This window comes from Clostridium putrefaciens (assembly GCF_900461105.1).
In the GTDB taxonomy this organism is placed as follows: Bacteria; Bacillota; Clostridia; order Clostridiales; family Clostridiaceae; genus Clostridium_L; species Clostridium_L putrefaciens.
Genome location: NZ_UFWZ01000001.1, coordinates 2564763 through 2583076, shown reverse-complemented (window position 1 = coordinate 2583076; position 18314 = coordinate 2564763). Strand labels below are relative to the sequence as shown.

The 18314-nt window shown below is 31.4% G+C and carries 21 protein-coding genes; 20 read left to right on the top strand and 1 reads right to left on the bottom strand.

What is annotated here, in order from left to right:
- The first annotated feature begins 44 nt into the window (after positions 1-44).
- The 19 genes from eutS (at position 45) to DY168_RS11660 (ending at position 15860) form a co-directional block, all read left to right on the top strand.
- Positions 45-389: an ethanolamine utilization microcompartment protein EutS gene (gene eutS, locus DY168_RS11750; protein WP_035794219.1), complete on the top strand. Its 345-nt coding sequence runs from the start codon at positions 45-47 to the stop codon at positions 387-389.
- 11 nt (positions 390-400) lie between these two features.
- A complete protein-coding gene (locus DY168_RS11745) occupies positions 401-835 on the top strand; it encodes a EutP/PduV family microcompartment system protein (RefSeq protein ID WP_172556339.1) in 435 nt (144 codons plus the stop codon).
- A 64-nt stretch (positions 836-899) separates the two neighbouring features.
- Positions 900-1478, top strand: a complete 579-nt coding sequence (locus tag DY168_RS11740; protein ID WP_115641910.1) for an ANTAR domain-containing response regulator — start codon at positions 900-902, stop codon at positions 1476-1478.
- 14 nt (positions 1479-1492) lie between these two features.
- On the top strand, positions 1493-2908 hold the full coding sequence (locus DY168_RS11735) for a sensor histidine kinase (RefSeq protein ID WP_115641909.1): 1416 nt from the start codon (positions 1493-1495) through the stop codon (positions 2906-2908).
- A gap of 302 nt (positions 2909-3210) precedes the next feature.
- Positions 3211-4647: an ethanolamine ammonia-lyase reactivating factor EutA gene (gene eutA / locus DY168_RS11730; RefSeq protein ID WP_115641908.1), complete on the top strand. Its 1437-nt coding sequence runs from the start codon at positions 3211-3213 to the stop codon at positions 4645-4647.
- Between the two features lie 23 nt (positions 4648-4670).
- Positions 4671-6038 (top strand): ethanolamine ammonia-lyase subunit EutB, encoded by a 1368-nt coding sequence (locus DY168_RS11725; protein ID WP_115641907.1) that lies wholly within the window; start codon positions 4671-4673, stop codon positions 6036-6038.
- Between the two features lie 14 nt (positions 6039-6052).
- Positions 6053-6937, top strand: coding sequence for an ethanolamine ammonia-lyase subunit EutC (gene eutC, locus DY168_RS11720; RefSeq protein WP_115641906.1), 885 nt, complete (start codon positions 6053-6055; stop codon positions 6935-6937).
- Between the two features lie 18 nt (positions 6938-6955).
- Positions 6956-7612 (top strand): ethanolamine utilization microcompartment protein EutL, encoded by a 657-nt coding sequence (gene eutL, locus DY168_RS11715; RefSeq protein WP_115641905.1) that lies wholly within the window; start codon positions 6956-6958, stop codon positions 7610-7612.
- Positions 7613-7627: 15 nt separating this feature from the next.
- Positions 7628-8278 carry a BMC domain-containing protein gene (locus tag DY168_RS15175; RefSeq protein ID WP_115641904.1) on the top strand — a complete coding sequence of 217 codons (651 nt, stop codon included), beginning with the start codon at positions 7628-7630 and terminating at the stop codon, positions 8276-8278.
- A 13-nt stretch (positions 8279-8291) separates the two neighbouring features.
- On the top strand, positions 8292-9764 hold the full coding sequence (locus tag DY168_RS11705; RefSeq protein WP_115641903.1) for an acetaldehyde dehydrogenase (acetylating): 1473 nt from the start codon (positions 8292-8294) through the stop codon (positions 9762-9764).
- Between the two features lie 55 nt (positions 9765-9819).
- A complete protein-coding gene (gene eutM / locus DY168_RS11700) occupies positions 9820-10104 on the top strand; it encodes an ethanolamine utilization microcompartment protein EutM (protein WP_115641902.1) in 285 nt (94 codons plus the stop codon).
- 117 nt (positions 10105-10221) lie between these two features.
- The gene (locus DY168_RS11695) at positions 10222-10983 is read left to right on the top strand and encodes a cobalamin adenosyltransferase (RefSeq protein WP_115641901.1); all 762 of its coding nucleotides are present in this window, start codon (positions 10222-10224) and stop codon (positions 10981-10983) included.
- A gap of 12 nt (positions 10984-10995) precedes the next feature.
- Positions 10996-11637 (top strand): ethanolamine utilization phosphate acetyltransferase EutD, encoded by a 642-nt coding sequence (gene eutD, locus DY168_RS11690; protein ID WP_115641900.1) that lies wholly within the window; start codon positions 10996-10998, stop codon positions 11635-11637.
- Between the two features lie 11 nt (positions 11638-11648).
- Positions 11649-12479, top strand: coding sequence for an ethanolamine utilization protein EutJ (gene eutJ / locus DY168_RS11685; protein ID WP_115641899.1), 831 nt, complete (start codon positions 11649-11651; stop codon positions 12477-12479).
- Positions 12480-12505: 26 nt separating this feature from the next.
- Positions 12506-13216, top strand: coding sequence for a TIGR02536 family ethanolamine utilization protein (locus DY168_RS11680; protein ID WP_172556338.1), 711 nt, complete (start codon positions 12506-12508; stop codon positions 13214-13216).
- 46 nt (positions 13217-13262) lie between these two features.
- Positions 13263-13532: a EutN/CcmL family microcompartment protein gene (locus tag DY168_RS11675; protein WP_115641897.1), complete on the top strand. Its 270-nt coding sequence runs from the start codon at positions 13263-13265 to the stop codon at positions 13530-13532.
- 23 nt (positions 13533-13555) lie between these two features.
- Positions 13556-14098 carry a BMC domain-containing protein gene (locus tag DY168_RS11670; protein WP_115641896.1) on the top strand — a complete coding sequence of 181 codons (543 nt, stop codon included), beginning with the start codon at positions 13556-13558 and terminating at the stop codon, positions 14096-14098.
- Positions 14099-14173: 75 nt separating this feature from the next.
- The gene (eutH, locus tag DY168_RS11665) at positions 14174-15265 is read left to right on the top strand and encodes an ethanolamine utilization protein EutH (protein WP_115641895.1); all 1092 of its coding nucleotides are present in this window, start codon (positions 14174-14176) and stop codon (positions 15263-15265) included.
- 124 nt (positions 15266-15389) lie between these two features.
- The gene (locus DY168_RS11660) at positions 15390-15860 is read left to right on the top strand and encodes a cupin domain-containing protein (RefSeq protein WP_115641894.1); all 471 of its coding nucleotides are present in this window, start codon (positions 15390-15392) and stop codon (positions 15858-15860) included.
- Between the two features lie 223 nt (positions 15861-16083).
- Here the strand turns inward: DY168_RS11660 and DY168_RS11655 are convergent, their stop codons facing one another.
- Entirely contained in the window at positions 16084-16740 is a 657-nt protein-coding gene (locus DY168_RS11655; protein ID WP_115641893.1) for a pentapeptide repeat-containing protein, read from the bottom strand.
- Positions 16741-17031: 291 nt separating this feature from the next.
- On the opposite strand from DY168_RS11655, the gene DY168_RS11650 reads away from it, so the two are divergent.
- Positions 17032-18171, top strand: a complete 1140-nt coding sequence (locus DY168_RS11650) for a hypothetical protein (protein WP_115641892.1) — start codon at positions 17032-17034, stop codon at positions 18169-18171.
- Positions 18172-18314 lie beyond the last annotated feature (143 nt).

Below are 18314 nucleotides of genomic sequence, written 5' to 3'. Positions count from 1 at the left end.
CTTTGAGGAGCTTTTATGTCTTTAGATGGAATGGAGTGGGAAAAATGGAAGAAAAACAAAGGGTTATTCAGGAATATGTTCCTGGTAAACAAGTTACTTTAGCTCACTTAATTGCACATCCTAATAAATCAATATACAAAAAGTTAGGACTTAGTGAAGAAAATGCAGAAGCAATAGGAATACTTACAATAACTCCAAGTGAAGCGGCTATAATAGCATCAGATGTTGCTACTAAGGCAGCAGGAGTTGAAATAGGATTTATCGATAGATTTAGTGGATCACTTGTGGTACTTGGAGATGTTTCAAGCGTAGAGGCTGCTTTAAGAGAAGTTTGCAATGTGCTTAAAAATGTTTTAAAATTCACAATCACTGATATAACAAAATCCTAGGAGGAAATAGTTTGAAAAAGATAATGCTTATAGGATCCATAGGAGCTGGAAAGACTACACTTAGTCAAGCTTTAATAGATGAAATAATAATATATAAAAAGACGCAATCTATAGAGTTTGGTGATTATATAATAGATACTCCAGGAGAGTACTTAGATAACAGAATATATTATAATGCACTAATAGTAACATCAGCAGAAGCAGACGTCATTGCGTTAGTTCAGGACTCAAGCAATGACACCAGCAACTTCCCACCTGGATTTGGAAATATGTTTAATAAAGAAGTTATAGGTATTTGTACTAAGATCGATTTGTGTAAGGATGAAAAGTCTCTAAAAAGAACCGAAGAGTTTTTAATTACAGCAGGAGCTGAAAAAATATTTTGTGTAAATGCTGCAGAAAAAAAAGAAATTCAAGAATTAAAAAGATTTTTAGAGTGCAATTAAGGTTTTTATGATAAAATGGTTTTAAAGAATAACCTATGATGTTTATTAAAAGAGGTGGAAGACCATGGACAAACGAATTGTAATAGCCGATGATGAACCTATTACAAGAATGGATATGAAGGAAATGCTAGAGGAAGAAGGCTACAATGTAGTAGCTGAAGCCTCAGATGGTTTTGATGTTATAGAGCTTGCACGAAAGCATTTACCTGATTTGATAATTATGGACATAAAGATGCCACTTTTAGATGGCCTAAATGCAACTAAGATAATCTTAAAAGAAGAACTTGCAGGAGAGGTAATACTATTAAGTGCTTATAGTGATAAAATATTTATAGAAAAAGCTAAAGAAGTGGGGGCTATAGGATATTTAGTGAAACCTATAGACAATAAATCTTTAGTTGCAACTATAGAAGTTTGTTTATCAAGACATAAAGAAATCAAAGAGATAAAAAAGAATGTTAAAGTTTTAGAAAAGAAGCTAGAGTCAAGAAAAGTTATAGAAAAAGCTAAGGGTATACTCATGTCAAAAAATAATATTTCTGAAAATGATGCTTATACATATATAAGAGATATTAGCATGAAAAAGAGAACAACCATGGAAGAAATAGCTAGAATAATAATAATTAGCGAAGAAGAATCTTAAAAGTAGGAATGAATATGAATGAAATAAGAGAAATATGTTTAAGTTATACTTCTTTAACTGAAGATGATATTGAAATAATACAAAGCATAGCTAAAACTCTTCAATTTGTAGCTGATTCTTCAAAAGCTGATGTGTTCATAGATTGCATGGTGAAAAATGAAAAGAATACAGCTATAGTAGTGGCTAGTGCAAAAACTAGAGAAGCAACATCGTTTTACAAAGAAGATGTTGTAGGGAAGCTTGCCATAAGGCAAAATGAACCTGCTGTACTAAGGACACTACAAACTGGTATAGCTTCAAGAGATATAAAAGCTACTACACAAGAAAATATGCTTGTGAAACAAAATGTTGAGGCTATAAAGAATCATAAAGATGAGGTTATTGCTGTTATTATTTCAGAACAAGATGTTACAGAAGACATAAGGGAAAGTAGAAAGCTAGCAATACTAGCAGAAACCAATGAAGAGTTACTATCTCAAATAGAAAGTAAAAAGAGCAAATATGAAGATGGAAATATTACATATCATATAGATGATGCTATACTTGTATTTGATGAAGATGGAGTATTAAGATTCAAAAACCCAGTAGCAGAAGAGTTGTATAAAAAGCTTGGATATCACCAAGAGTTAGTGGGAATGGACTTTTCTAATTTATCATTATCAAAGTATACTATAGGTGAGTTAATTGATGGTAAGTCTATAGAAGTAGAAGAAATAGATATTGGCGAGATGTGTTTCCAGGTAAAGTATATAGTTCAAAGTAGTAAGGTTTTAAAGGTTGTAATGCTTATAAAAGACATTACCGATTTAAAGGAAAAAGAAAGAGAATTAGTGTTAAAATCTGTAGTGATAAAAGAAATACATCACAGAGTCAAAAATAATCTTCAAACTATAGCAAGCCTTTTGAGACTTCAATCAAGAAGGATTCAAGGCGAAGAGTTTAGAGCCGCTATAGATGATAGTATAAATAGAATTTTAAGCATAGCAATAACTCACGAAATGCTTGCAAAAGAAGGCATTGATGATGTTAATATAAAAGATGTTATATATAAGATTAAATCTTATATGATAAGCTTTGAAAAGAATGAAAAGTTAAATTTATCAATTGAGGTTATAGGTGATGATTTAATCATTAGTTCAGATAAGTCTACAGCAATATCACTAATAGTAAATGAGGCTATTCAAAACTGTTTAAAGCACGCTTTTACAGGTAGAGAAGATGGAAAGATAACAATAAATGTAGAAAAAGGCAATGTCTATTCAACAATATCGGTTATGGATAATGGAGTTGGGTTTAATGTAAATAAGGCACCGAAAACTAGCTTAGGTCTTATGATAATGAATAGTTTGATTTCGGATAAGCTAAAAGGACAGCTAGATATTCAGTCTAATTCTAATGGAACAACCATGACTTTTGATTTTAAAAATTAAATTAGGAAATCCAAAGACAAAGTGGTTTTTGGTTATAGAAGGCAATGAAGCCCAGAATATTTATTAGAAAATATTTAAAAGTAATTTTAGATATGCTAATGAATATTCTGGGCTTTATTTTATCTAGCACTAGCAAGTTTAATAATTCATTCTTTAGGGAAAGATAAAATTGTATTACCCTTAAATTAAGATCATTACTAATAATATATCCAACCTTGGCCTTAGTTTATAAAAAACAAGAAAGGGGGAAGCCCGTAAATTATAACTTAACTTATTAAAATTAAGTTATATACGGTAACGATATGAAAGAACAAATTTTAAGCGTAGGTATAGACATAGGAACATCTACTACACAATTAGTATTTACTCACATTACAATTGAAAATACAGCTAGTAACTTTTCAGTTCCAAGAGTAAATATTGTAGACAAAGAAATAGTATATAGAAGCGAAATTTATTTCACACCACTTATTACTCAAAAGAAAATAGATAAAGAAAAAGTAAAAGAGATAATAAAGGGAGAATATGAAAAAGCTAAAGTAAACATAAATGATGTAAAGACTGGAGCTGTAATAATAACAGGAGAAGCTGCAAGGAAAGAAAATGCTAATGATGTACTTCAAACATTAAGTGGATTTGCAGGAGACTTTGTTGTGGCAACAGCTGGACCTGACTTAGAATCAATAATAGCAGGGCGAGGAGCTGGTGCTGATAAGGTATCAGATGAAGAAAATGCTTATGTTGTAAATATTGATATAGGTGGAGGAACATCCAACTTAGCGCTATTTAAAAATGGAGAGCTTATTGATACAGGGTGCATGGATATAGGCGGTAGACTTATTAAAATAGATATGGATACCAAAGAAATATATTATATATATCCTAAGATCAAAGAACTTGCAGAATCTATAGGCGTAAAAGTTGAAGTTGGAGATAAAGCAGATGTGTATAAGCTTCGAAAGATAGCCCAAAGAATGGTTGGAATCTTAGAAGAATCTGTTTGTTTAAAAGAAAGAAGTAAGATGTATGATTATCTTCAAACCAATAAGGGATTAAAAGATGGTCACAACATAGAATATATAACATTTTCAGGTGGAGTAGCAGATTATATATACAAAGAAGATTATAGTGACTACTTTAAATTTGGAGATATGGGAGTAATTTTAGGCGAAGAAATAAAAAAATCTAGTATACTTTCAAACTTAAAGTTAAAAACAGCTCTTGAAACTATAAGAGCTACAGTAGTTGGAGCAGGATCACATACCACAGACATTAGTGGAAGTACCATTACTTACACTACAGAAGATATATTTCCAATTAAAAATCTTCCTATTTTAAAACTGTCAAAGAGTGATGAAGAGCAAGGATTTGAAGCCCTAGAAAAGGCAATAAGGGAGAAAATAAGTTGGTTTAATGTAGAAAATGAAAGTCAATTAGTAGCATTAGCTTTAAAAGGGAGTAAAAATCCTTCTTTTATAGATATACAAAACTTAGCAGCTTCAATTATAAAGGGAATGGAATCATTAATAAATAGTAAGCATCCTTTATTTGTAATTGTAGAAAATGATATAGCAAAAGTTTTAGGGCAAACCATTTATGCACAGCTTGGCAGGAAGAACAATGTAATATGTATAGATAGCGTGAAGGTAGAAAATGGAGATTATATCGACATTGGAAAACCACTAGTAAATGGTAAAGTAGTCCCAGTAGTAATAAAGACACTAGTATTTAATTCATAAATTTAATAAAAGGAGTGAACAAAATGATACTTAAAACTAAATTATTTGGAAAAACGTATCAGTTTAAGGACGTTAAAGAAGTATTAGCAAAAGCTAATGAAGAAAAGTCCGGAGACAAATTAGCAGGAGTAGCAGCACAGACAGCTCAAGAAAGAGTTGCAGCAAAGGTTGTATTAAGTCATCTTTTAGTTTCAGATATAAGAAACAACCCAGTTGTTCCTTACGAAATGGATGAAATTACAAGAATAATACAAGACGCAGTAAATGAAAAGATATATGGTGAAATAAAAAATTGGACAATTTCAGATTTAAGAGAATGGATTTTAGACGAGAATACAACAGGTGCTGATATAACAAGAATTTCAAGAGGTATTACTAGTGAAGTTGTTGCAGCTGTTACAAAGCTTATGTCTAACTTAGATTTAATATATGCAGCAAAGAAGATAAAGATAACAGCTCATTGTAATACTACAATAGGTGAAGAAGGAAGACTATCTGTAAGATTACAACCTAATCACCCAACAGATGATGTAGATGGAATAGTTGCTTCTTTATTAGAAGGATTAAGTTATGGTATTGGTGATGCACTTATAGGACTAAATCCAGTTGATGATACAGTTGGAAGTGTAGTTAAGGTATTGAAGAAATTTGAAGAGGTAAAACAAACATATCAAATACCAACACAAAACTGTGTTTTAGCTCACGTAACAACTCAAATGGAAGCAATAAAACAAGGAGCTCCAACAGATTTAATATTCCAAAGTATTGCAGGATCTCAAAAAGGAAATGCAGCATTTGGAGTTACAGCAGATTTATTAGAAGAAGCTAGACAGTTAGCATTAACACAAGGAACAGCAGCTGGTCCAAATGTTATGTACTTTGAAACAGGACAGGGATCCGAGTTATCAGCAGAAGCTCACTTTGGTGCTGACCAATTAACAATGGAAGCTAGATGTTATGGATTTGCTAAAAAATATGATCCATTTGTAGTTAATACAGTTGTTGGATTTATAGGACCGGAATACTTATACGACAGTAGACAAGTTATAAGAGCAGGTCTTGAAGATCACTTCATGGGTAAACTTACAGGAATATCAATGGGTTGCGACGTTTGTTATACAAACCATATGAAAGCAGACCAAAATGATGTAGAAAACTTAGCAGTATTGTTAACTACAGCAGGATGTAATTACTTTATGGGAATAGCTCATGGAGATGACATAATGCTTAACTACCAAACTACAGGATTCCATGAAACAGCAGCTTTAAGAGAATTACTAAACAAAAGACCAATTGCTGAATTTGAAGCTTGGTTAGAAAAATGGGAATTCATAAAAGATGGTAAATTAACAGGAAGAGCAGGAGATGCTTCTGTATTTCTTAAAAAGTAAAAGGAGGTAAGAATATGTTTTCAGAAAGTGATTTAAAAAGATTAGTAGAACAAGTTTTAGGTGAGATGAGTACAAAAGAAGGTACAAGTGCAGAAGGTATAGCTAAAAGTGTTTTAGACACAGCAACTGTAGTTGAAGATGGGATGATTCCTGATATTACAGAGGTTGATATTAGAACAAATCTTTTAGTAAAGAATCCGGCTGACAGAGAAGGATACCTAAAAATGAAAAAGCATACTCCAGCTAGAATTGGTGTTGGAAGAGCGGGCGCAAGATACAAAACAGAAACAACACTTAGATTTAGAGCAGACCATGCTGCAGCTCAAGACGCTGTATTTACAGATGTAGATGAAAAGCTATTAGAAGAGATGGATCTTCAAATAGTTAAAACGATGTGTTCATCTAAAGATGAATTCATAACTAGACCAGACCTTGGAAGAAGAATCTCAAAAGAAGAGCTCGATAAGTTAAAATCTTATAAGAGAAATCCACAGGTACAAATATATATTTCTGACGGATTAAGCTCAAAAGCAGTAGAAGCCAACGTTAAAAGTATATTACCTGCATTAATACAAGGACTTGAAGGATACGGAATATCTGTAGGAAAGCCTTTCTTTGTAAAACTTGGAAGAGTTGGAGCTATGGATGTTATATCTGAAGAGTTTGGAGCAGATGTAACTTGCGTTCTTATTGGAGAAAGACCAGGTCTTGTAACAGCAGAAAGCATGAGTGCTTATATAGCTTATAAGGGAACAATAGGAATGGAAGAATCAAGAAGAACAGTTGTATCTAACATACATAGAGGTGGTACTCCTGCAGTTGAAGCTGGAGCTTATGTAGCTGATATTATAAAACTTATGTTAGAGAAAAAAGCAAGTGGACTAGATTTAAAATTATAATCTTAGGAGGATATTATTATGAAAAATGATCAACTTCGTCCATCAGTATTAAGCGTTAAGTTAATACCTAATGTAAGTGCTGATATGGCTAAAGAATTTAATTTAAAACCAGAACATAAGAGTATAGCAATCATAACAGCAGATTGTGATGATGTTACTTATACAGCTTTAGATGAGGCTACTAAATCCGTAGATGTTGAAGTAGTTTATGCTAAGTCCTTATATGCAGGAGCTGCAAATGCTAATAGTAAACTTGCAGGTGAAGTTATAGGAATATTAGCAGGACCTAGTCCAGCAGAAGTTAGAAGTGGAATTAATACAACAGTGGACTTTATAGAAAGTGGCGTTGCTACATTTTATAGTGCTAATGATGATGATTCAATTCCATATTACGCACAATGTATATCAAGAACAGGTTCATACCTTTCTAAGACAGCAGGAATAAAAGAAGGTGAAGCATTAGCTTATCTAATAGCTCCACCACTAGAAGCAATATATGCATTAGATGCAGCTATGAAAGCAGCAGCAGTTGAACTTAAGGCATTCTTTGGTCCACCATCTGAAACTAACTTTGGGGGAGCACTTTTAACAGGAAGTCAATCAGCATGTAAGGCAGCTTGTGAAGCTTTCGCATCAGCAGTTAAATTCGTAGCAGAAAACCCTAAAGAATATTAAGATTAGGTGAAAGATATGAAAAAATCCACCTTGGGGTTTTTAGAGACTTATGGATTTGTTGCTGCTGTAGAAGGCCTTGATGTAGCTTTGAAATCTGCAAATGTAGAGCTTGTTAGCTGTGAATTTATAAGCAGTGGAATAGTTACAGTTGTAATTACAGGAGATGTATCATCTGTAAAAGCTGCTGTGGAAGCTGCATGTGCAGCAATAGATAGGATAGGGATTTTAAGAAATGCTCATGTAATAGCTAGAGCTGATGATCAGGTTTTAGACATGTTTTATAAAGATCATAATGACCAATTAGAAGATTTAGAAAAAGAAAATATTCATGTAGTTTCTAAAGTTCAAGATATAACAGAAACTGTAGATAAATCAAATAAAATAGATGATTTACAGAAAAGTGACTCTGGAAAAGCCAATAATGAAGAAAAGATATATGAGCCTATTAAAGAGGCTGTAGAGAATAAAGACGGAGTTTTGAACCAAAGTTTTCAAGTTGAAGAAATTATAAAAATGTCAGAAAAACAATTAGAGGCATTAAAAGTTCAAGAACTTAGAACTGCGGCTAGAATTTTAAAAGAACAACATAAGTTTTCTTTGACTAAAAAACAAATTAAGTTTAGCAAAAAAGATGAACTGATAAAAGCTATTCTTAATGAGAAGTAAAGGGGTATGAAATATGGAACTTTTAGATAAAGACTTATTATCATTACAAGAAACAAGAACACTTATATCTAAGGCTAAAAAAGCTCATGATATATACAAAACATTTTCTCAATCAAAGGTTGATTCAATAGTTAAAGCTGTAGCAGAGGCTGCTGAAAAAGAAGCTGTAAGACTAGCTAAAATGGCTCATGAAGAAACTGGATTTGGAATATGGCAGGATAAAGTAGTAAAAAATACTTTTGCAAGCAGAGTAGTTTATGAAAGTATAAAAGATCTAAAAACAGTTGGAATAATAAAAGAAAATGATGCAGATAAGTATTTTGAAGTTGGTGTATCACTTGGAGTTATAGCAGCGCTTATACCATCAACTAATCCAACATCAACAACAATTTATAAAACATTGATTTCATTAAAATCAGGAAATGCTGTAGTAATTTCAGCACATCCAAATGCTAAAGGTTGTATTATCGAAACAACAAAAGTATTAAGTGATGCAGCAACTAAAGCTGGAGCACCAGAAGGATTAATTGGTGTTACAACAATGCCTTCACTTGGGGCAACTACAGAACTTATGAAGCATAATGATACAGCGCTAATCTTAGCTACAGGCGGAGAAGCAATGGTAAAGGCTGCATATAGTTCAGGAACACCTGCTATAGGAGTTGGACCTGGAAATGGCCCATCATTTATAGATAAATCAGCAGATGTTAAGTTAGCTGTTAAGAGAATACTTGCTAGTAAAACTTTTGATAATGGAGTAATTTGTGCATCAGAACAATCAATAGTTGTTGAAAGTTGCATGAAAGAAGCTGTTAAAGAAGAGCTTATAAAGCAAGGAGCTTACTTCTTAAATGAAGTTGAATCCAAAAAGCTTGGAAAGTTTATACTAAGAGCTAATGGAACTATGAATCCACAAATAGTTGGTAAGAGTGTAGAAAGTCTTGCAAAAATGTCTGGCCTTAATGTTAAAGAAGGTTCTAGAGTGTTAATTTCTGAAGAAACTACAGTAGGTAAGAATAATCCTTATTCAAGAGAAAAGCTTACACCTATATTAGCTTTTTATACAGTAGATAACTTAGAATCAGCAATTAAGCTTTGTATAGAAATATTAATGAATGAAGGAAAAGGACACACATCAACACTTCATACAGAAGATAAAGAAGTTATAAAAGCTTTCGCACTTAGAATGCCAGTAGCTAGACTACTTATTAATACTTCAGGTACTTTTGGTGGATTAGGAGCAACAACTAATCTTATACCAGCACTTACACTAGGTTGTGGGGCTATCGGAGGAAGTTCAACTTCTGACAATATAGGACCTTTAAACCTACTAAACATTAAAAGAGTTGCTTTTGGAGTTAAAGAGCAAGAAGAGATTACAGGAAATATAACTTCAGAAGTTAGTTCAACTGAAACTTCAATGTCTAAAGATCAATTAGAGTTAATAATAAGAAAAGTTGTTGAACAATTATCAGCACTTTCTTAAAATTATAAATGATATTAAAAATAAAAAAATAAAAAAATATTAGGAGGAATTCAAAATGGCAAATATGAACGCATTAGGAATGATAGAAACTAAGGGATTAGTAGGTGCAATAGAAGCTGCAGACGCAATGGTTAAGGCTGCAAATGTAACTTTAATAGGTAAAGAGCAAATAGGTGCAGGACTTGTTACAGTAATGGTAAGAGGTGACGTTGGAGCTGTTAAAGCTGCTACAGATGCAGGAGCTGCTGCTGCTGAAAGAGTTGGAGAATTAGTATCAGTTCACGTAATACCAAGACCACATAGTGAAGTTGAAGTTTTATTTCCAAAATTCGAAGCGTAAAATAAACATACAAAAGAATATTTTATAAATTTTTATATCATGCTCATGAACTTATATTTTATTGGTCATGGGCATGATTAAAATAATAATAAAACATCTTACAAAGGATGTGAAATAATGAGTGTTTTAACAGAAAGCACACTTCGAAGTAAACTTAAAAATCAAAATGTTAGTGAGTATATAGTGGAAAAGGGCGTTATAATAACCCCATCCGCAAAGCAATATTTACACGATAAAAAGATAAAATTAGTTTACAACGATGACATACAAATTAATGATACTACTAAGGGCTCAAATGTATTAGAAATAAAAGAAAAAGTATTTAATCCTAGATATGAACATATAGATGGTGGTTTTTTTGAAGATAAGCCAGAGCATATGACTCAGCTTAATGGAAATAAGCTAGTATGTAAAAATCATAGGAGAATAGTTTTAAGAGGAAGACTTGATTCACTACAATCTAAAATATTAAGAGCACAAATATTGTGTAAGAATTTAGATGAAAAGTTAGTTCTTAAAGATTTAGAAGAAATCTTAGATTACGTAAGAAAAATATTAGAATGTGAAGTTACAGAGAAACCACTTCCAATGGTTAATTTTATAGGACTATCTGAAAAAGAGTTAAGAGCATATTCTCATGATCCTAAAAAATATTTAAACACTGATCATATAATATACCCAAATTATAAAATGGGTGACGTAGTTGTAGAATTAAATAGATTAAGAACTGAAAGTAGAGAAGTGGAAATAGTAGCCTTTAATGCATTTAAAAGCGAGGACGGTGAACTTTCAAGAAATGATATCGCTCTGGCCATGAATAGACTTAGTAGTTGTTTTTATGTCATGATGTGTAAGGTTGTTTCTGGAAAGTACAAATAAGAGGTGAAGAAAGTGGAAATATCAAATATTGAAGTTAATTATATAATAGCCGAAGTTTTAAAAAGATTAAAAGAAAAACAAGAAGATAAGGGCATACTAATAGAAGCATCAGGAAAACATGTTCATCTTTCAAAGAAGGATGTTGAAATACTATTTGGACCTGGATATGAACTAAAGAAGGCAAGAGATTTATCCCAACCAGGACAGTACCTTTGCGAAGAAAAGGTTACTGTAATAGGACCAAAGGGTGTAATGCAAAATGTTGCGGTATTAGGACCTGTAAGAGAAACAACACAAGTTGAACTTTCTAAAAGTGATGCGGTTTCAATAGGAGTTAATGCTCCAGTTAGAATGTCAGGATCCATAAAACAAAGTGCACCAGTAAGTTTAGCTACTAAAACTGCAGTTATAAGACTTGAAGAAGGCGTAATAGTTGCAAAAAGACATATGCATATAACTCCAGAAGATGCAGCAAAATATGGAGTAAAAGACAAAGATATTATTAAAGTTAAAATCAGTGGTGATAGAAGCTTAATTTTTGATGAGGTAGCCGTTAGAGTAAGTGATAAATTTAGTACAGTAATTCACATAGATTATGATGAAGCAAATGCATGCGGATTTGCTAAAAATATTCGTGGTGAAATACTTAAATAAAGAGGTTAATTATGATGAATTTAGGTAGAGTTGATACCATTATAAAAGAAGTTGAAAGCTCAATAAAAAAACCAAGAAAAGTTAACAGAGATGAAAAACTTTATGTAGGTGTAGACTTAGGTACAGCATATATTGTTATAGTAGTTTTAGATAGCAAAAAAAGACCTATAGCCTGCGAAATGCAATTTGCACAAGTGGTTAGAGATGGATTAGTTGTAGATTTTATTGGAGCTACTAAGATAGTAAAAGAGCTTAAAAGAAAAATTGAAGATAAAATAGGCATCGAACTTACAAAGGCTGCAATAGCTGTGCCACCAGGAACTGATGAAAGAGACATAAAGACTCATTCTTATGTAGTTGAAGGTGCGGGGATGGAAGTAATATCCGTAGAAGACGAACCAACAGCTGCAAATGCTGTATTACAAATTGATAATGGAGTAGTTGTAGATGTAGGTGGTGGTACTACGGGTCTTTCCATATTTAAAGATGGTAAGGTTATATATACCGCAGATGAAGCTACAGGAGGTACACAGTTATCTTTGGTAATTGCAGGTGCTTATAAGATTCCATTTGAAGATGCAGAAGAAAAGAAAAAGAGTACTAAAAATCAAGAAGAGATATTTCATATGGTAACTCCTGTTATTCAAAAGGTAGCATCTATTATTAACACACATATAAAAGCATTCGATGTAGATAAAATTTATTTAGTTGGTGGTACCTGTTGTTTAAAGAATTTTGAAAAAGTAATTCAAAAAGAAACAGGAATAGAAACAATTAAGCCATTAAATCCATTTTTAGTTACTCCTTTAGGAATTGCAATTAATTGTGCTGATAAACAATAATTTATCTAATGAAAGGAGTTGAGCCTATGAATAAAGATAATTTAGTAGATATTATAACTAAGGAAGTTATGAAGAGAATTAAGCTTATGATGGAAACTAGTAGTGTAAGTAAAAAGTCAGTATTAATACTAGAAGATACTAAGGATTTATGCCCTATAGTTAAGGGTAGAATAGAGCAAAATGAAATGTCAGTGGATTATATAGATACTATGAAAGATATAGATTCTTATGAAATTATATTAATACAAAATCTTTCTAATAACGAATTAGTTAATATATCAAAGGGATATGGAAATTCACCTAAGGAAAAAGTTATTATAGATATGCTTTTAAAAGGTAAGAAGTTATATGCCTTAGAAAAAGGATTACAGTATAAAGCGCATGAAGATAAATCACCAAAAGCATTATTAGAAGTATTTGAAGGTTATAAAAACAAGCTTGTATCTTTTGGGATAGAGTTTAAATCACTAAGAGCTATCTTAGGTAATACTAAAGAAAATGATAATGTTGAAGCTTTAACAAAGCCTTTAGCTAAAGAGAGTTGTAAGATAGAAAAACCAGATAATAACAAGTGTTTAAGTGCAGTATTAAACAAAAAGTTAATATCAGAAGTTGATATCAGAAACTTAAAAAGAGAAGGATTAAATGAAATTTTGATATATAAAGGTTCTATAGTAACTCCACTTGCAAAAGACTTTGCAAGAGTAAACAATATTAATATTAAGATAAAAGGTTAAAGTAGAATACTAAGGAAACTCTTAGGAGAGGAAAGGGGAGCTGAATATGTATATAGGTCAAGTAATAGGAAACTTATGGGCAACTAAAAAAGATGAAAATCTTAATGGACTTAAATTTTTACTTGTAAGAAAGCTAAATTATAAAGGCGATCTTACTCAAGATATGATTGTAGCGGTAGATTCTGTAGGGGCAGGGTCAGGGGATCAAGTTCTTGTAGTTGGAGGAAGCTCTGCACGACATGTACTTGGGGAAAAGAGAGCACCAGTTGATGCTACTATAGTAGGAATTATAGATACACTCGAACTTGAAAAGTAAGAAAAGATATGGAGAATTAAAGTATGAAAAAGGCTTTAGGAATATTAGAATTTAGTAGTATATCAAAAGGTATAGAAGTAAGTCATGTACTTCTAAAGTCATCCTTTGTAGATGTAGAGATGATTAAACATATATGCCCTGGAAAGTTTTTAACCATAATTTCAGGTGAAGTAGAAGAGGTTAAAGAAGCTATAAAAAAGGCTAAGGCTGAAGATCAAAAGAAATTAGTTGAAGATACTATTATATCAAATGCTAGTGAAGAAATTATAAAGGCATTTAAGAAAAGACCTATTGTGGTGAAATTTAATGCCATAGGTATAATGGAGTTTTTAACTGTTACATCGGCATTAAAGGCATTGGATATAGTTTTAAAGGCCTCAGATACCCAGATTGTTAAAGTGGTTTTAGGCAACGGTATTGCAGGAAAGGCTTATTTTATAATTAACGGCTCCGTATCAAGTGTTGAAGAAGGTATAAAGTCAGCAAAAGCTAATATAAGCCCTAATAAAATAATTCATAGTTCAGTAATCCCCTCACCTAATGAAATTATTTTAGGTAACCTTTAAATTTAATGATACATTTTAAAATTGAATACATAAGTATTTATAGAAATAAAAAATATGAAAAAAGAGGTGTAACAAGTGGGAATAAATGAAATTATCGTATATATTATGATGGTATTTTTAGTTATAGGAGCTATAGACAAACTTTTAGGAAATAAGTTTGGATATGGAGAACAATTTGAAGAAGGATTTATGGCTATGGGAGCACTTGCTTTAGCAATGGTAGGAGCTATATGCTTAGCACCAGTTTTAGCAAATGTATTAAAGCCAGTAGTAGTACCAATTTATAAAGCATTAGGAGCAGATCCATCAATGTTTGCTACAACTTTACTTGCTTGCGATATGGGTGGATATCAATTAGCAGGGGAACTTGCAGAAAATGCAGCAGTAGGACAATTTGCAGGACTTATACTTGGAGCAATGATGGGACCTACAATAGTATTTACTATTCCAGTAGCACTTGGAATAATAAAAAAGGAAGATCAACAGTATTTAGCTAAAGGTGTTTTAGCAGGTATTATAACAGTACCAGTTGGAACCTTTGTAGGAGGACTTCTAGCAGGACTTCCAGCACTAGTTGTACTTCAAAACTTAACACCAATAATAATAGTTGCATTACTTATAGTTATAGGACTTAAACTTGCACCAAACGGAATGATAAAAGGATTCACTTATTTTGGGAAGTTTATAACTATAGTAATAACTTTAGGGCTTGTATCAGCTGTATTACAAAAGACTACAGGACTTGTTTTAATAAAAGGGATGGCACCAATAGAAGAAGGACTTACTGTTGTTGGTGACATTGTTGTAATACTTGCAGGAGCATATCCTCTAGTACACTTTATAACAAAAGTATTTAAGAAACCTCTTATGAAAGTTGGATCATTACTTAAGATTAATGATGTTGCAGCAGCAGGGATGATAGCATCACTTGCAAACAGTATACCAATGTTTGGAATGATGAAGGATATGGATGAAAGAGGAAAGATAATTAACGTTGCGTTTGCAGTAAGTGCAGCCTTCGTATTTGGAGATCACTTAGGATTTGCAGCAGGAGTTAATCCAGAACTAATAGCTCCTATGATAGTAGGTAAATTAGTAGGTGGTGTAACTGCAGTAATGGTAGCAGTTATGATGACTAAAAATATTGGAGAAACTAAAAAGGCTTAATATAATTTTAAACATTATATAAGATAGATATTTTAAAATTACTGGACTTATAAATTATATATAATTTATAAATCCAGGCGGTTTTAGAATCACAAAAATAAAAACTTATAAGGGAGAGATTACAATGGAAAATTTAAATGAAGCAATGATAGAAGAAATAGTTAGAAAGTTAATAACAGAAAAATTAGGAGAAGTATCTAAAGAAGCTACTCCTGAAATGTCAAGAGACATAGAACCAAAAAGTGGTATTATGTCAATAAAGACAGAAACAGTTAAGCCAGAAAAATTTGATACAGGACACGCTGGAGATCAAGTTTTCCTAAAAGATGTAGTATCAGTAGAAGAAAGTCCAAGACTTGGTTGTGGAATCATGGAAATGAAAGAAACTAGCTTTGAGTGGACATTAATGTATGATGAAATAGACTATATAATAGAAGGAACTTTAGAAGTAGACATAAACGGTAAAAAGGTTGTAGGAAATAAAGGGGATATAATATATATACCAAAAGCATCTACAATTCACTTTACAGTTCCAAACTATTCAAAGTTTATGTATGTAACATACCCAGCAGATTGGGCAGATCAAGCAAAATAGAAATATAATTAGTTGAACAAAAAACCTATAAGATTTTATAAAGTCTTATAGGTTCTTTTATGTAGTGGGCTAAGTATAAGTTAGAACGAGAATTTGTAGTTCTTAAACTTTATATGTCATAATACTGTAATAGGATAGGGATATGGTTACAATAATAATTATTGTAGTAGTTGGTATAAAAGCTTTTATAGATTATTATTATGGATATGTAATCATTATAAAACTATAAAGATTTATCTACCTTAGAATCTTTTAAAAGCCTAATTACATAACTTAATGTATGAAAATCTCTATCCAATTCAAGTTGAATCCTATGTAATCCTTCTATCAAGTTTTTTTCGTCAAAGTGTTCTAAAAGAATCATTAAATTTAATAAATTTAGGTCTCCGTCCTTTGTATCAAAAATTCTAGCAGCTTTTACATGGGTATTTGTCATTACATTTTCAGTAGCAATTCTTAAATCTTCACTTATTTTTATATCGGGCATTTCATCAAAGATCTTGATATTAGGATTGCTTCTATCTAAATTTTTAGCCTTTTTTACATCAGTAGATAAAAATACAGTATTTATAAATGTTGCATCTTTAAAGTTAACTGCCTCTAAGTTTACTGAATCAAATATAGCATTTTCAAATATAGCATCTTTAAAACTACTTCCCTTTAAGTTAGTACCAATAAATTCAGCCCATCTAAAGGTACACTGAAAGAAATCACTAGACTTAAAATGCGCACCTCTAAAACTCACATAATCAAAATTTGAGTTTGAAAAGTTACAGTTATAGCAGTTACTTCTAGCAAGGTTTTTGTACATAAAATTCTTATCTTTTTTTTCTATATTGTTGTAATTAAAATTCCCTTTAACGCTTTGATTTCTAGCCATTTTTACCTCCAAAGCAAATAATATTATTTGCAGTCTTTTATTTTCAAAATACCCCTTAAAAATTAATAACTAATTTTAAAGTTATATAAATTTTCATACTCTAAATTTTTACTAAGTATTTTTAAGCATTTCATTATAAATGTTATACATAACTTTCATAAAAGTCAATGTACTTTAAATATACAGGAGATAATATATATATATATTTGTGGAGTTTATTTGGATTATAAAGATTTTTCAATTATACACGATAATTAATTAATATTATAAAAAATGTAGGTATTTAAATTTATGAGAGATATTTTAAGTGAATTAGATAATATGAAGGTTATAGATGAGGATGACATTATAACCATCAAAGGTTACATACGGAAGAAGTATGCCACAAATGACGAAATAGAAGATAATATAGTATTTTTAGATGCTGTTAATAAAATTATATATAAAAGATTAGAAGGACTGCCAGAGCAATTAAAGTGTTCTATTAAAAAAAGTGTAATAGAAAACACTTTATCTAAAAATAAAACTATGATTACTGGTCATGATATCTTTAATGCTTGCATAACAGAGGATGATATAAATGACTTTACGAGTGAACTAGTAGGGTGGACCAATTTAAATATAAAAGTGGAAATTGAGACAAAAGATATAAATAAGCATTTAAAGTTAATAGGATTTAAAGCTATAAGCCTAAAAAATGTCGAAAAAGAAGGTCAACATTTTGAAAGTAAGGTTAATGTTCAACAATTGCGAAATTCAAAAGTAAGAAGAGTAACAACAGTAACAAGAGAAACAAAAACTTTATCTACTACTCCGTTACTTAATTTAAAAAGGATAAAGATAACAGGATGTAGAGCTCTTGTGGCTGTATTTATTATGCTATTATCTCATACAGGTAAGGGACTGTATTCTTATATTGATAATCGTAAAGTTAAGGTAGATAACCATGTTGTTGAATCATATAAGAATAAAGGTATCTTAACTAATTATCCTAATTTACATTTGCCAGAGTATATGAGATATAAAGACATAAATCAGGAAAAGTTAAAAGAATTTTTGCAGGGACGACAGTCTATTTTATCTAAAGAGCCATATTTCTCTACTATAATTTCCACAGCAGAGGAGTTTAACTTAAATCCTATTGTACTTTTTTCTATAACAGGACAGGAACAAGGTTTTGTGCCTGAAAGTCACAAGGATGGTTATAAAATAGCTAATAATCCATTTAACGTATACCATAGCTGGGTAGAATATAACACTGATATAAATGATGCTTCTAGAATAGCTTCTAGAACTGTGATTAATTTAGCTAAAGGCAGAAGCGAGGACAAGGATCCATTCTTATGGATAGGTACAAAATATGCAGAAGACCCAAGGTGGGGTAAGGGTGTAAAAACTATATTTGAAGAGTTGACTCAATATGTTAAATGAAAAGAAGGGTATAAAGATCCATAGAACTAAAGTTATTATATATGATAACTTTAATCAAAACACTAGTATGGGGTTTATATAATAATATTTCATTATAAACCAATAATAAGCTGTGAATTTTTAAAGTTCATAGCTTATTATTA

Coding starts and splice junctions, on each gene's coding strand:
- eutS (WP_035794219.1), top strand. CDS start 45: ATGGAAGAAAAACAAAGGGTTATTCAGGAATATGTTCCTGGTAAACAA.
- DY168_RS11740 (WP_115641910.1), top strand. CDS start 900: ATGGACAAACGAATTGTAATAGCCGATGATGAACCTATTACAAGAATG.
- DY168_RS11735 (WP_115641909.1), top strand. CDS start 1,493: ATGAATGAAATAAGAGAAATATGTTTAAGTTATACTTCTTTAACTGAA.
- eutA (WP_115641908.1), top strand. CDS start 3,211: ATGAAAGAACAAATTTTAAGCGTAGGTATAGACATAGGAACATCTACT.
- DY168_RS11725 (WP_115641907.1), top strand. CDS start 4,671: ATGATACTTAAAACTAAATTATTTGGAAAAACGTATCAGTTTAAGGAC.
- eutC (WP_115641906.1), top strand. CDS start 6,053: ATGTTTTCAGAAAGTGATTTAAAAAGATTAGTAGAACAAGTTTTAGGT.
- eutL (WP_115641905.1), top strand. CDS start 6,956: ATGAAAAATGATCAACTTCGTCCATCAGTATTAAGCGTTAAGTTAATA.
- DY168_RS15175 (WP_115641904.1), top strand. CDS start 7,628: ATGAAAAAATCCACCTTGGGGTTTTTAGAGACTTATGGATTTGTTGCT.
- DY168_RS11705 (WP_115641903.1), top strand. CDS start 8,292: ATGGAACTTTTAGATAAAGACTTATTATCATTACAAGAAACAAGAACA.
- eutM (WP_115641902.1), top strand. CDS start 9,820: ATGGCAAATATGAACGCATTAGGAATGATAGAAACTAAGGGATTAGTA.
- DY168_RS11695 (WP_115641901.1), top strand. CDS start 10,222: ATGAGTGTTTTAACAGAAAGCACACTTCGAAGTAAACTTAAAAATCAA.
- eutJ (WP_115641899.1), top strand. CDS start 11,649: ATGATGAATTTAGGTAGAGTTGATACCATTATAAAAGAAGTTGAAAGC.
- DY168_RS11680 (WP_172556338.1), top strand. CDS start 12,506: ATGAATAAAGATAATTTAGTAGATATTATAACTAAGGAAGTTATGAAG.
- DY168_RS11675 (WP_115641897.1), top strand. CDS start 13,263: ATGTATATAGGTCAAGTAATAGGAAACTTATGGGCAACTAAAAAAGAT.
- DY168_RS11670 (WP_115641896.1), top strand. CDS start 13,556: ATGAAAAAGGCTTTAGGAATATTAGAATTTAGTAGTATATCAAAAGGT.
- DY168_RS11660 (WP_115641894.1), top strand. CDS start 15,390: ATGGAAAATTTAAATGAAGCAATGATAGAAGAAATAGTTAGAAAGTTA.
- DY168_RS11655 (WP_115641893.1), bottom strand. CDS start 16,740: ATGGCTAGAAATCAAAGCGTTAAAGGGAATTTTAATTACAACAATATA.
- DY168_RS11650 (WP_115641892.1), top strand. CDS start 17,032: ATGAGAGATATTTTAAGTGAATTAGATAATATGAAGGTTATAGATGAG.